The sequence below is a fragment of the Nesterenkonia natronophila genome (assembly GCF_003595215.1).
Taxonomy (GTDB): domain Bacteria; phylum Actinomycetota; class Actinomycetes; order Actinomycetales; family Micrococcaceae; genus Nesterenkonia; species Nesterenkonia natronophila.
Genome location: NZ_QYZP01000001.1, coordinates 582,978 through 595,699, shown reverse-complemented (window position 1 = coordinate 595,699; position 12,722 = coordinate 582,978). Strand labels below are relative to the sequence as shown.

The following is a 12,722-nucleotide window of genomic DNA, read 5'->3' as shown; positions in this document are numbered from 1 at the left end:
AAGTCCTTTGTCTCAAATTGCCTCACCGGCACCGCTCAGCGCCGGCCATGTTCGAGCAGAGTGGGAATGCCGCCGTGCCGTTCAATGAACTCGGTGAATCGTGCTGCGGTGCTGTTCAGGGCATCTTGGGACTCCTGCCACAGGCCCTCAATCCATTCACTTGCGGTGTCTGAGGCCGCCTCCATCCCCGCAGGCACACCATTGGCCAGACTCAGCAGTGTCATGAGACTCCGAGCCTGCTGTGCGTAGTACCGAAGATCTGCCGCGATGGAGTCAGCCTCGGCAGCCAGTGCAGCCACCTCCGAAGTCATCACCTCTGCAGGGACCCGCAACAGGGAAAGAACCGAGCGGTAGGCATCGCTGGTCATGGAGTCCCAATTCACCTCTTTGGCCCGATCCAGGTCTGCCAGGTAATCCGGAAGCCGGGCGAGCACCCCGCGGAGCCGTTCAGCAGCGGCATCATATGCTTCCGCGGCGCGCTCCAGCTCTGCAGGAACAGTCGAGGGGTAAATGGTCATGTGCGGGTGAACGATCATCGGCGTCTTCCCAGGGTTGATTCTCTGTGGCTGTCGGGCTCAGGTATGACGGCCCATGGTGAGCATAGGGAGCGTCCGCGCCTTATGTCTGATCTTTCAGCGGGCTTGTGCACATTGTGGCGAGTCCACCGGCCAGGTACGGGTTCGGGGATAACTCTGCGCCTTCAGCCGTGGAAGAATGACGCCCATGACCCGTGTTTCTCTTGCCGCTGCTGAACCTGCCATCGCCCTCGGCCCTCTTGACGGTCGCTACCGATCAGCCACTGCCGGACTTGTGGACCACCTGTCCGAGGCTGCGTTGAACCGCAATCGCGTTCATGTCGAAGTCGAGTGGTTCATCCACCTCTGTCAGCAACAGGCTCTGCCCGGGTTGCCTACCCTCACAGCAGAGCAGCGAACAGGCCTCAGACAGATAGTCGAGACCTTCGGCCCGGAGGAGATCGCTGAACTGGCCGGTATCGAGGCGCAGACGGTGCATGATGTAAAAGCTGTTGAGTATTTCATCGTTCGCCGCCTGGACAGCCTGAACCTGGGACATCTGGCGCCGTTGGTGCACTTCGCCTGCACCTCTGAGGACATCAACAACCTCGCCTATGCGGTGGGGATCCGCGATGCCGTGACCACGGTGTGGCACCCCGCAGCCCGGGAAGCCCTGCAGAGTCTTCAGAGTCTGGTCGATGACTCCGCCGCGACCCCAATGCTCTCCCGCACCCACGGACAGCCGGCCACACCTACGACTCTGGGCAAAGAGATCGCGGTGTTCGTCCACCGCCTGACAAGGCAGTTGAAACGGATCGAGGAACAGGAGTACCTGGGCAAGATGAATGGGGCCACCGGCACTTATGCCGCCCACCTGGCGGCCGCTCCGGGCGCCGACTGGCCCCACCTCGCGGCGTCTTTTGTGGAACATCTTGGGTTGACCTTCAACCCACTGACGACCCAGATCGAGTCCCACGACTACCAGGCTGAACTCTACGCGGACGTAGCGCGCTTCAATCGTATTCTGCACGGATTGTGTGTGGATATCTGGAGCTACATCAGCATCGGCTTCTTCCGTCAGATTCCAGTGGCTGGGGCCACGGGGTCCTCCACCATGCCGCACAAGGTCAACCCGATCCGATTCGAGAACGCCGAGGCCAACCTCGAGATCTCCAATGCGCTGTTGGACTCTCTCGGTGCCACGCTGGTGGAATCGCGCTGGCAGCGGGATCTCACCGACTCCTCTGGACAACGCAACATCGGCACCGCTCTGGGACACTCGGTGCTGGCACTGAACAACGTCACCAAAGGCCTCAGACAGCTCGACGTGGCCGACGAGGTGATTGCGGCGGACCTGGACTCGAACTGGGAGGTCCTCGGCGAGGCCGTACAGACCGTGATGCGCGCTGAGGCTATCGCTGGGGTGCAGGGCATGGATACGCCATACGAACGGCTCAAGGAGCTGACCCGCGGACGCCGGGTGGACGCGGAGAAGCTCAAAGAGTTTGTCTCCGATCTGGGCCTTTCGGCCGAGGCTGAGGAGCGGCTGAAAAACCTCACCCCGTCGGGTTACACCGGCCTCGCGGCTACTCTCGCCCAGCACCATGGTGTGGGTTGAACACGAGTTTGTGCACCCACGATGAGCGGATCAGCTGCGATTGGCAGCCCATTCAACGACTCTGCGGTCGATCAGCCACATCGCTGCGGCCATGAGGACGAACGCCACCAGAATCGACACTATGTATGGTGCCACTCCTGACCACCCTCTACCGGGCACATCCAGAATGATGTAGGGATACCAGTCAAGTGCGGGTCCGCGAAGCAGCGTCGCAGCCAACCAAATCATCGGCAGGACCGTAGACGCTGCCACAACGCGGAGACTGACATTGCCGTACGGACCCAGCACGAGCCAAACAACCGGTACTAGCACCGGAACCGCCAGGTGCAGCACCTGGTCGTTGAAGAGCCACACTCCCTCGAGTTCGCCGTCCGTGCGCAGCAGCAGGTTAAACACCACCCCCGTGATGATCACCTGGATGACGCCTGCCAGCCGCAGCGTGTGGAAGACCACCGAGGCCCGATCCGTACGAATGGCCAGCATCGCTGAGGTCACACAGGCCAACAGCGCTGAGAGAAACGTGAAGTACGCCGGCTGGTTCAGCAGGTGCGGCCATCCGGCCGCGAAACCTCCGGCGTAACCCACGTCCTCAGGCAGCTGACTGTCAGCGGTCCATCCGAGATACAGCGAACTCAGCAGTCCGGCTGCGCACAGCGCTGCTGTGCCAGCATGTACACTCCGCGCAGCGGCAGAATGCTGCCACGCAAGAGCCGCTGGCACATTAGTCACGGGAGAGATTAACCCTCAGCGGTGGATTCCACGGGGTGCGCAGCAGGATCTCAGATGTGGACGTCGACGTCGGCGTCCTCGCGCAGATCATCGATGCGGGCCAGGATGGCTTCGTTTTCCTTCTGCACCTCAAGCTGCTCCTCGATCTGTGGTCGCAGCTCCTCAAGGGACGGCACCTCGGGCTCTTCGCCTTCCTCACCTTCCATCTCCTGCATGGCCTCCTGCTGAGCGACCTGCTCCTCGTATGCTTCTTCGATCTCCTCCTCGGAGGGCTCCTCAACGTCTTGAGTCTCGAGAAGCTGGTTGATCATCGCCTCCTGGGCGACCTCTTCACGGAGTTCTTCTTCGCTGATGCCCTGCTCCTCTGCGAGTTCAACGACCTCCTCCACGGTGTCTAGATCGTTTCGCTCCGCGAGGGCTTCAAGCTCCTGCTCGACGTCCTCCTCGCTCGCCTCATACCCGGATTCCTCGGCATCCTGGCTCAGCAGCTCGACTCCGATGAGGCTGTCCAGAATCTGCTCCTGCAGCGCCTCCTCATCTACCTCCTGACCAGACATCTGGGCCTGCATGGCCATTTCCATGTACTGCTGCTCATAGGCGGTGCTGTACTCGTCACCGCTGATCTCTTCACCGTTGACTTCTGCTACGACGTCGGGCACGTCATCAAGCTCAGGCTCAGGCATCTCCGGCTCCTGCGGGTCTTCGCCTGCTTCCGCACCATCTTCGGGGGCACCGCCGGTGTCCGACTGCTCGACCGCGTCCCCACCGTCGTCGGGCTCCTCGGCGTCGTCATTGTCACAGGCTGCGAGCCCGAAGAGCAGCGCAGCTGCGGCCACTGATGTGACCAACTTCTTGCCATGCATAATGTCCATTGGCCAGTACCTCCTTATTGCGGACCAGCCCGCAGGGTAGCAGTCCAGCCACAACGCGATACCCAGGCAGTAACCAGGTGGTGGTTCAACACTCGTGTTCTCAAGGACGAGGAGGAGCCTCTCTACGGCCGGCCAACCATTCTGATCTGCATTCAGCGTTCCGCGAGGCGCGCGGGGCGGCCGTAGGCCAGGGAAATGACAACGACGGCGACCCCGATGAGAAGGATTGACAACGCGATTGCAGCATCGGGATCTGTCTCACGCTGCAGGTAGATCTCCAGCGGTACGGTTCGGGTGACACCCTGGACGCTGCCAGCGAAGGCGAGCGTGGCTCCGAACTCTCCGAGGCTGCGAGCGAAAGCCAGCACTGCCCCGGAGACCAGCCCCGGCAGGATCAGCGGCACCGTGACGTGGCGCAGGATCCCGGTGCGCCCGGCACCGTCCACTGCGGCGGCATCGAGCACATCACGGTCCAATCCCCGCACAGCAGTCTCCACGCTGACTACCAGAAACGGCATCGCAACGAAGGTCTGGGCCAGGACCACCGCCAGACTGGAGTAAGCCACCTGCAGCCCCATCAGATCGAATGCGCCGCCTAGCAGGCCCTGCCGGCCGAAGGTGTAGAGCAGCGCAAGCCCGCCGACCACCGGAGGGAGCACCAAAGGCAGCAGGACCGCTGAGCGGACTACGGCCAGGCCACGGAATCGAGCGTTGGCCAGAAGCAGCGCCAGCGGGACCCCCAGCAGCAGGCAGGTGAAGGTGGCCGCGAGCGCGGTCCACACACTGAGCGTGAGCGCATCCACCGCAGCTGCGGAGGTCAGCAGGACCGGGAGTTCCACCCACTCCAGCCGAGTGAGCACAGCAGTGACGGGAAGGAGGATCAACAGGGTTCCGAGCAGTGCCGGAAGCAGCACCCAGCGAGGAGGAGCGCCGGCCGGGAGCGTCCTCAAGAGTCGTTCATCCACACGAAGCTGGCATCCGCGCTCCGGATCACGTGGACGCCCGGGAAGATCTCAAAACGCAGACTCATGCACGCAGGCGCTCGATTCTGCGTAAGCCTTCCGCTACCACCGCGGACCCTGGGGCGAGGCTCAGCCGCACCCATTCGCTGCCGTCGACAGGGTCGAAATCAGTACCTGGCACCACCGCGACGGCCGCCTGGTGCAGCAGAGCCTTGGCATACGCGGTGGAATCTGCATAGTGCTTTAGGTGCTCACCGATATGCGCGTACACGTAAAAGGCGCCGTCGGCCGGTGCTGCGTTCCCCCACCCCAGCTGGGGCAGCGCATCCAGCACCAGGGCGCGGGCTGCGGCGTAGTCGCGCAGCTGGGATCCGGCGAACGACATTGACTCTGCGGTGAACGCCTGCACCGCAGCGATCTGCGATCCGTGGGGCGGGCACAGCGCCACGTTTCCGGCCAGCCGGGAAACTGGGTCTACCAGGTGTTCCGGGAGCACCATCCATCCCAGCCGCCACCCGGGCATCCCCCAGTACTTGGAGAATGAGGAAATCACCACGGCGTCGTCGTCCACCTCCGTGGCGCTGACCCCGGGGAGGGCGAAGGTAATCCCATGGTAGATCTCATCAGAGATCAGCTGGACTCCGTGGAGACGGCACCATTGGGCAAGACCGGTGAGCTGGTCGCGGTCCACCATGGTGCCGGTGGGGTTCGCCGGTGAGGCCACCATGAGGCCGTGCAGTGGACCATTGGTGGCGACCTCAGCCTCCAGCTGCTCCGGCGTGGGTTGGAACCTGACCTCCGGCCCGCAGTCCAGATCCACCACCTCCACGCCGAGGCTGGACAGAATGTTCCGATACGCGGGGTAGCCGGGGCGAGCGAGCGCCACCCGGTCCCCTGGATCGAAGGCGGCAAGAAAACTCAGGATGAACGCGCCGGAGGATCCCGTTGTGACGGCAATCCGCTCCACGGGAATCTCAGCGCCGTACCAACTGCGGTAGTGGTCAGCCAGCGCTTCTCGCAGCGGGGCGATGCCGAAGGCCGGCGAGTAGTTCAGCACCGTATTGGCTGCATGCACCTGAGCAGCGGCGGCATTGACTGCAGGCGGCGCGCCGGAACCGGGCTCACCGGCGGTGAGGGAAATGATGTCCCGACCTGCCGAGCGATGTTGTTCGATCTCCGCCAGGATGCTCATCACTTCGAAGCCAGGGACCTCTGAGCGCCGTGAAGGTTTCATCCCTCCAGCTTACGTCTGCTGGCAGGCCGTCAGCTCTCTTCGTCGGCAGCGGCGAGCTGACCGCAGGCGCCGTCGATCTCCTTACCGCGGGTGTCCCGCAGCGTAGTGGGAACACCGGATTCATTGAGCCGGTCGATGAACTCCTGCATGGCCGCTGGCTCCGAGGATGTCCAGACCGAATTGGGCGTAGGGTTCAGCGGGATCGGGTTCACGTGCACCCACCCCCGGCCGCGGGCATTGAGTTTTTTGGCCAGCAGCTCTGCTCGCCAGGGGTGGTCGTTCATGTTCTTGATCAGCGCATACTCAATGGAGACACGGCGACCGGTGGTCTCGTAGTAGTAGCGGGCGGCGTCGATGGCCTCATCAGCCTTCCACCGAGAATTGACCGGGATCAGCTCATCACGCAGTTCGTCATCCGGAGCGTGCAGGCTCAGCGCGAAGGTGATGGGGAGGTTCTCATCAGCAAGCTTCTTGATCGCCGGCACCAGTCCGACCGTAGAGATGGTGATCCCTCGGGCGCTCATGCCCAACCCTTCAGGAGCGGGGTCGATCATTCGCCGCACAGCGTTCATCACTCGCCGGTAGTTGGCCAGCGGCTCACCCATCCCCATGAACACAATATTCGAGACCCGCTGCGGACCGACTGGAATCGCCTGCGATGAGCCATCCTGTGTAGCCTTCGCAGGTGGGCGTTCGGAGTCCGCGAAGTCAGTCTCCTCCCCCAAACCTGCGTGGTCCGACTCCTCGGCGAGCTCCTGTGCCGTCGGCTGGTCCAACTCCCCGGCTGCAATGACTCGGTTGGCCTGGACAATTTGGTCCACGATCTCCGCGGCGGACATATTTCGGGTCAGCCCGTTCTGTCCGGTCGCGCAGAAAGGACAGTTCATACCGCAGCCGCACTGACTTGAGATGCACAGAGTGATGCGAGACCTGTACCGCATCAGCACAGACTCCACCAGCGCGCCGTCGAACAGCCGCCAGAGAAACTTGATCGTGGCGCCGTCGTCTGTAGTTAACCGGCGAACTTCGGTGAGCAGCGGCGGCAAGAAGTCTGCGACCATCTCCTCCCGGGTATCCGCCGGCAGATCCGTCATCTGCGCCGAATCTGAAGTGTAGTGCCGGAAGTAGTGCATGCTGAGCTGCTTTGCGCGGAAACCGGGCAGGCCCCGCTCCTTGACCCACTCCTGACGTTCCTTCAGGGTCAGGTCAGCGAAATGTTTGGGTGGCTGCTTGATCCGCTTAGGCTGCGAGAACTGCAGCTTGGGACGTCCCTCGGCGTCCAGCGCCTGGCTCCAGCCCTCGGCTTGGGGGCGCACTTGCGGGCGGGAGTCAGCGGACGACGACGTGGCAGCACCTTTTTTCTCAGACATCACGCCTATTCTCCCACGCGGAACATAGGAGGGGGCTCTGCGCGTCAGCCTGACAGGCAGGGCGCGGCACGCGTTGTCTCACAGCGCGAAGTGGGTGAAGCTCCCAGCAAGCATGGTCGCTGCGACCGGCATGCTGCGCAGCAGATAAGGGTCGCAGGTCAATGGATCATAGTCCACGAGGATCAGATCAGCGAGGTCCCCCTGCTCGACCTTGAGGCCCGCTCGAGTGCTGGCCTCAAGTGCGGTCTGGACGGTGATGGCTTGCTCCGGGTGCCACGGGGCACGCCCCTCTCGGCTGCGGGTCACGGCAGCAGCGACCTGAGCCCAGGGGTTCAGCGGAGACACCGGAGCGTCCGAGCCCAGCCGCAGTCTGACCCCGGCCTGATGCAGCGACTGCAGAGCGAAGGCCCGGCCGGTCCTCCCCTCCCAATACACATCAGCAACATCCCGGTCATCCATAGCGTGTTCCGGCTGCACGCTGGCGGTCAGACCGAGTTCGGCAAACCGCGGGACGTCTTGGTCCCGCAGCAGCTGCGCGTGTTCCACCGTGCCCGTCATGCCCAGCTGTTCGAAGGTGTTCAGCACTTCCGTATTCGCACGGTCCCCGATGGCGTGAATCGCCGCAACGATGCCGGCATTCTTCGCGTCTGTCATCAGATCTGCCAATTCTGAGACGGGCACTGCTTCGACACCGCACCTGTGTGGACTGCCGGTCGGGATGCCCGGGTAGGGGTCCCAACACCAGGCGGTCCGAGTGTTGAGTGACCCGTCCACGATGACCTTAAGTGGCCCCATGCGCACCAATCCCTGAGGATCGAGAAGGTCCCCGGTCTTCAGCCCCCGAGCGATGACGCCGGCGAGCTTGTCCGGCCATGCGGAAATCTCAACTCGCAGTGAATTCACACCTGATGCCACACGCTGGGGCCAGAGCGTGGCGTTGTCGTCATTCTCGAAGTCCACCACTCCCACCACACCGTGGGCTGCGGCGTCTGCGGCTGACTGTTGGTAATCCTCGCTGGTGAGGTCCGCCGTTGAGTCGAGCTTCTCCAGGACGGCAAAGGCCTCGGTCTCCCGAAGCGTGCCGGAGGCATCGGTGCGGACACAGAGTTCATGCTGCGCTGCACTGTTAAGCCAGACCGCGTGCAGGTCGGCACTGACCAGAACTGCCGGGACCGGACCTGTCGCCTGGTCGAGAGCGTCCAATGAGGCTGGCTCGGGCCAAAGCCCGTCGCGGAAGCCGAAGCCCACCACTCTCCTGCGGCCACTGGCATCACGCGCAGCTTCGGACACCAGCGCCAAGACCTCGCGTGCGGATTCCGTCGCTGTCAGGTCCAGGCGCTGCCGCTGAATGGTCCACTGGGTGAAATGCACATGATGGTCCCAGAGGCCAGGCAGCAGGGTCCGACCCGCCGCATCGTGCTGATCGACTCCGCGCTCGGAGGCCAGTTCTCCGGCAGGTGCGATCGCTGAGACTTCACCGTTGCGGACCAGTACATCCCGCGGGTGCGCATCACCGGCAGTTCTGACGTCGGTCAGCAGTACCGCGCTCACCGCGCGACCCGCAGGCTCGCGACGTCACTGTGGAGCGCCTCCGGCGCTTCTTGATTGGTCATGCTCTCCCTGCTTCTCATACGCTGCATCCTCAGCCGAAATCCTACTGGCCCATGGCGGGGAAGCGCATAAACCGGACTGTACCGCGGGTGCTGCTCAGGGAGTTGGCCTGCCGATGGATGCGGGGAACCACTTCAACCGATGTCGGCAGTGCTCACCTCGGCGTAGATCTGGGGCTGTTTCCGCCGCAGGTACTCCCCCCACAGCACTCCCACTATCCCGGAGCCTGCGATGACTGCTGGAATAACTATCACCAGCGCTGAGAAACCGTCAGATTCAATCATGACATCGAAGTTGAACATGATCAGCAACGCGATGATGCCCAAGCCGATTGCCGCGATCAGCGGTGCGGGTGTCCGAACGAATGCCGGGTGTCTCTGGGGCTCACGGTTGAAGTAGCGCATTATCGCTATGGAGGTGATGCAGAGCAGCAGCACCATGCCGAAACCTGCGGCGTTGGTCAGCCACGGAAACATGGTCATGACGGGGTAGAGAGCCCCGAAGTCGGAGCCTGCCCCCGCCATGGCGAAGACGATGATGAAAACCAGCCCCAGCACGCTCTGAGCTAACGATCCCGCCACAGGTGCACCGTTCTTTGCGCCCGTCGCGCCCAGCAGCCGCGGGAGGACCTGAACGCGTCCCATCGAGAAGAAGTACCGAGCCGCCGCATTGTGGAAGGCAATCATCGCCGCCAAGATGCTGGTGAGGAACAGAACTGCCGCAAGGTTGACGATCAGCACAGGCATGTGCTGGTCGAGGAAGACGAACATCAGGTCCGGTCCCCATTCTTGGGCCTGGGGGACGATGGCCGATGGTCCCACGCCCATCGCGAAGGCCCAGGAGGAGAAGGCGTAGAAGAGAGCAATGAGGCCCACGGCGATGTACGTGGCTTTGGCCACTGACCGCTCAGGGTTCTTGGCCTCCTCCGAGTAGATCGCACCGGATTCGAATCCCATGAAGGCGGCGATTCCGAACGCGAGCAGCGCTCCGAGGCTTCCGGTCAGCCAGTGCTCGGGCATGAACGGCTCGACGGTGATCCCCTCCGGCGCTACACCGAACGAGAGCAAGCTGACCCCAATGACCACTACGAACTCGGCAATCACGATTACAGCAAGAACCTTGACGGAGAAGTCGAGCTTGTTGACTCCCAGGACGGCGATGATCAGCCACGCTGCGAGCGCGCATACCCACCATGGGACCTCGACGGCGGCGAGGTCGTTGAGGATCGAGGAGGCCGTGAAGCCGAAGACTCCGTAGAGGCCCACTTGCATCGCGTTATAGGTCACCAGCGCTAGGAAGGCGGCGCCGATTCCTTGGCGTGTGCCCAGGCCAGCAGTGACATAGGCATAGAAGGCACCAGCATTCTGAATGAAAGTGCTCATTCGTCCGTATCCGAGGGCAAAGAAGACGAGGATGATGCCCAGGGCCACATATCCGACGGGCACTCCCATCTCTCCGGTGACCGCAAAACTGGTGGTGGCACCGCCTGCTAGGACGGTCAAGGGCGCCGAGGCCGCGATGATCAGAAAGACCAGCGCAGGCACCCCCAGAGACCGCTTGGCCAGCGTGGTCTCATCTTTGGGTGGAATGACTGTTCGTGATGCCTGCTCACTCATGGCTCTCCTGAAGGGCTGGGGCGGTGCGAATGGATACACTGCACATCCTTCTGCCTCGGCAGCTGCGCGTCTTGCGGGGACGTGCACACCGCTTGTGAATGCGGGAACCATCAGCACTGCGGCCGCGGTGCACCCAGTAGGTGCACCGCGGCCGCAGATCGATTGGGTCGCCGTTCAGCTCAGCAGTTGCACTCCGTTTCATCCTGTGACGAGGAGCAATGTTCCGCTGCAGCCTCAGGGGGAACGTCCAGTGTGGGATTCCGGTCGAAGAAACCATTGGGTGTCAGTGTGAATCCCGCGTAATCAACGGGCATGATCGGCCAATCCTCCGTCCGAGGGAAGTGTGTCAGTCCGAAGGTGTGCCACAACACGATGTCCTCGCCCTCGACAGAACGGTTCTGAGCGGTGTACTCAGGCAGCCCCCCGGAGCCTGGGTTGAGATTGACCAGCCTTCCCGCGGGATACAGCTCGTCCCGGTCATACTGGGTGACCCACAGGTGGTGACCGGCAAATCCTGCACGGCGCCGAATCGGCGAATCTTCGGCCGTCAGCAGGGTGGGGCTGTCCTCGGGATGGAGAATGTATGAGACTGGCTGGCCCAGTCGGTTGGTGGCGTCAGTGCTGCTGACCCGCCAAATGCGTCCGACCGAACCGTTGGCATCACGCACAGCGTTCCGCTCCTCGCTCAGCCGCTTGATATCTCTGGTGAATACGTTGCCCCAGGGGTTGTCCTCACTGGTGGGAAGGCGGGCGACGTCGATCTCGTCAACGGCGTTGGCGGTGCCATCAACGGTCATGTCCAGGCGGGCGCAGAACAGATGTTGGTGCACCGGCGCGCCGAGGCCGGGGGCTATCTCCGTGGAATACGGGTAGTCGCCGCCGGGATAGGCGTTGGTGAAGACAATGCCTGTGGCCTTGCATTCCAGTTCGATCTTTCCATCCAAGTAGAGGTACCAGTAGAACCCGTAGTCGTAATTACCAACTGTCACGAAGAAGGAGATCACCAGGCGCCGCTGCCGACGGACCTCACTGGTGCCGGAGAAATCATCGGAGTGCTTCCAGAGAATCCCATAGTCCTCCTCGTGGATGCAGATGGCGTTGGGAAGCGTGGTTGGCTTGCCGAAATCATCGACGACGACGGCGTCGACATAGGTGATCTCACCTTTGCAGTCACAACCCAGCTCCAGTGCATTGGCCAGCCGACCGAACTGGTACTCACCCACGTCGAAGTAGTTCTGCCAGGCGTTGGTCGGTGATGGGTCGCCGTAGTTGACCACCATCTCTGCGATGGATCCGCGGTACAGAATCGGCCGCTCGCGACCGGCATCATTGAAAGCCAATTGGTGGAGAGTGAGACCTTCGCGCCCATTGAAGCCTAGGCGGACCTGCCACTTCTCCCAGGACAACACACCATCCTCCAAGGTGAAGCTCACCCCTTCGGGCTGTGTGATTGAGATCGGCTTCATGCTGGTTCGGTACTCGCCCCGCACCTGGGGATCCAGATAGTCCCCGGACTCTTCTGGCACATGCGTGATGTCGGTCTCCACCACCCGCAGTACCTTGCGCTCGGTCAAATCCACATGCGCCACCATGCCCCCGATGGGGTGAGCCCATATTGAGTCCGTGGGGTAGTCCTGGCGGAAGGCCAGTGCCCGGACCATGCGTTTCCCGACCTCGTCCTCATAGCCGAAGACTCCAGCAGAGAGGCCAATGATCACTACCTTGTCCAGGTCTGTGATGCCGCGCCTGCGGACCGCCTCCACCCACCGGGCGTCAGCTTTGACGATCGGGTCCGCGTCGACGAGATCTTCGTCAAAACTTGGGGCAGAGCCCTCTTTGAGTGCGTCGATCTCACGCTGATCTACGATCGTCTCAGCGTCGAGGTCGACGATCAGGTCGTAGAGCGTCAGAGTGCTGAGGTCGGTCAGTACCAAACCGACCTCCCGGGGAAGGCGCTGCCCGGGCTGCCACGCCAGCACGTCCCTCTTCTCCGGTTCGCGGAGGGCGACGTAGGAGAAGCGTGTTGCGTCATTGAGCAGCCCTGCCTGGCTGACAATTCCGCGCACGCGCTCCACCTCTGCCACGGTCAGCGGTGCCAGTGGGTGTCTGGCCTGTGAGCTCACATCTGTCTGCGCCATAAGTGATCCTCCTACTCAGACTCACCGTCAGCGCCAGTGAGGGCGGCGGCGGTAAGT

General features: G+C 62.6%; 10 protein-coding genes. 1 reads left to right on the top strand and 9 read right to left on the bottom strand.

From position 1 onward, the window contains the following. Positions 1-35 precede the first annotated feature (35 nt). Positions 36-518 (bottom strand): hypothetical protein, encoded by a 483-nt coding sequence (locus D3250_RS02750; RefSeq protein ID WP_147383467.1) that lies wholly within the window; start codon positions 516-518, stop codon positions 36-38. A 205-nt stretch (positions 519-723) separates the two neighbouring features. Between D3250_RS02750 and purB the strand changes: the two genes are divergently transcribed. Further along, a complete protein-coding gene (gene purB, locus D3250_RS02745; protein ID WP_225973098.1) occupies positions 724-2,133 on the top strand; it encodes an adenylosuccinate lyase in 1,410 nt (469 codons plus the stop codon). Positions 2,134-2,163: 30 nt separating this feature from the next. On the opposite strand, the gene D3250_RS02740 is transcribed toward purB, so the two are convergent. From D3250_RS02740 to D3250_RS02705, 8 genes are all read right to left on the bottom strand, one after another. Beyond that, positions 2,164-2,862 carry a Pr6Pr family membrane protein gene (locus tag D3250_RS02740; protein ID WP_119901801.1) on the bottom strand — a complete coding sequence of 233 codons (699 nt, stop codon included), beginning with the start codon at positions 2,860-2,862 and terminating at the stop codon, positions 2,164-2,166. Between the two features lie 50 nt (positions 2,863-2,912). Next, positions 2,913-3,734, bottom strand: coding sequence for a SurA N-terminal domain-containing protein (locus D3250_RS02735; RefSeq protein WP_119901800.1), 822 nt, complete (start codon positions 3,732-3,734; stop codon positions 2,913-2,915). A 152-nt stretch (positions 3,735-3,886) separates the two neighbouring features. After that, a complete protein-coding gene (locus tag D3250_RS02730) occupies positions 3,887-4,684 on the bottom strand; it encodes an ABC transporter permease (protein WP_119902263.1) in 798 nt (265 codons plus the stop codon). Between the two features lie 76 nt (positions 4,685-4,760). After that, a complete protein-coding gene (locus D3250_RS02725) occupies positions 4,761-5,930 on the bottom strand; it encodes a pyridoxal phosphate-dependent aminotransferase (protein WP_119901799.1) in 1,170 nt (389 codons plus the stop codon). A gap of 29 nt (positions 5,931-5,959) precedes the next feature. After that, positions 5,960-7,300 carry a 23S rRNA (adenine(2503)-C(2))-methyltransferase RlmN gene (gene rlmN, locus D3250_RS02720; protein ID WP_119901798.1) on the bottom strand — a complete coding sequence of 447 codons (1,341 nt, stop codon included), beginning with the start codon at positions 7,298-7,300 and terminating at the stop codon, positions 5,960-5,962. 78 nt (positions 7,301-7,378) lie between these two features. Then, positions 7,379-8,851, bottom strand: a complete 1,473-nt coding sequence (locus D3250_RS02715) for an amidohydrolase (protein ID WP_119901797.1) — start codon at positions 8,849-8,851, stop codon at positions 7,379-7,381. Positions 8,852-9,045: 194 nt separating this feature from the next. Further along, complete coding sequence (locus tag D3250_RS02710) at positions 9,046-10,527, bottom strand: APC family permease (protein ID WP_119901796.1); 1,482 nt, start codon at positions 10,525-10,527, stop codon at positions 9,046-9,048. Between the two features lie 179 nt (positions 10,528-10,706). Further along, a complete protein-coding gene (locus tag D3250_RS02705) occupies positions 10,707-12,665 on the bottom strand; it encodes a primary-amine oxidase (protein ID WP_119901795.1) in 1,959 nt (652 codons plus the stop codon). Positions 12,666-12,722: the final 57 nt, after the last annotated feature.

Excerpts from the sequence above, each read along its gene's own strand:
- purB (WP_225973098.1), top strand. The coding sequence starts at position 724 with ATGACCCGTGTTTCTCTTGCCGCTGCTGAACCTGCCATCGCCCTCGGC.
- D3250_RS02705 (WP_119901795.1), bottom strand. The coding sequence starts at position 12,665 with ATGGCGCAGACAGATGTGAGCTCACAGGCCAGACACCCACTGGCACCG.
- D3250_RS02735 (WP_119901800.1), bottom strand. The coding sequence starts at position 3,734 with ATGGACATTATGCATGGCAAGAAGTTGGTCACATCAGTGGCCGCAGCT.
- D3250_RS02725 (WP_119901799.1), bottom strand. The coding sequence starts at position 5,930 with ATGAAACCTTCACGGCGCTCAGAGGTCCCTGGCTTCGAAGTGATGAGC.
- D3250_RS02710 (WP_119901796.1), bottom strand. The coding sequence starts at position 10,527 with ATGAGTGAGCAGGCATCACGAACAGTCATTCCACCCAAAGATGAGACC.
- D3250_RS02750 (WP_147383467.1), bottom strand. The coding sequence starts at position 518 with ATGACCATTTACCCCTCGACTGTTCCTGCAGAGCTGGAGCGCGCCGCG.
- rlmN (WP_119901798.1), bottom strand. The coding sequence starts at position 7,300 with ATGTCTGAGAAAAAAGGTGCTGCCACGTCGTCGTCCGCTGACTCCCGC.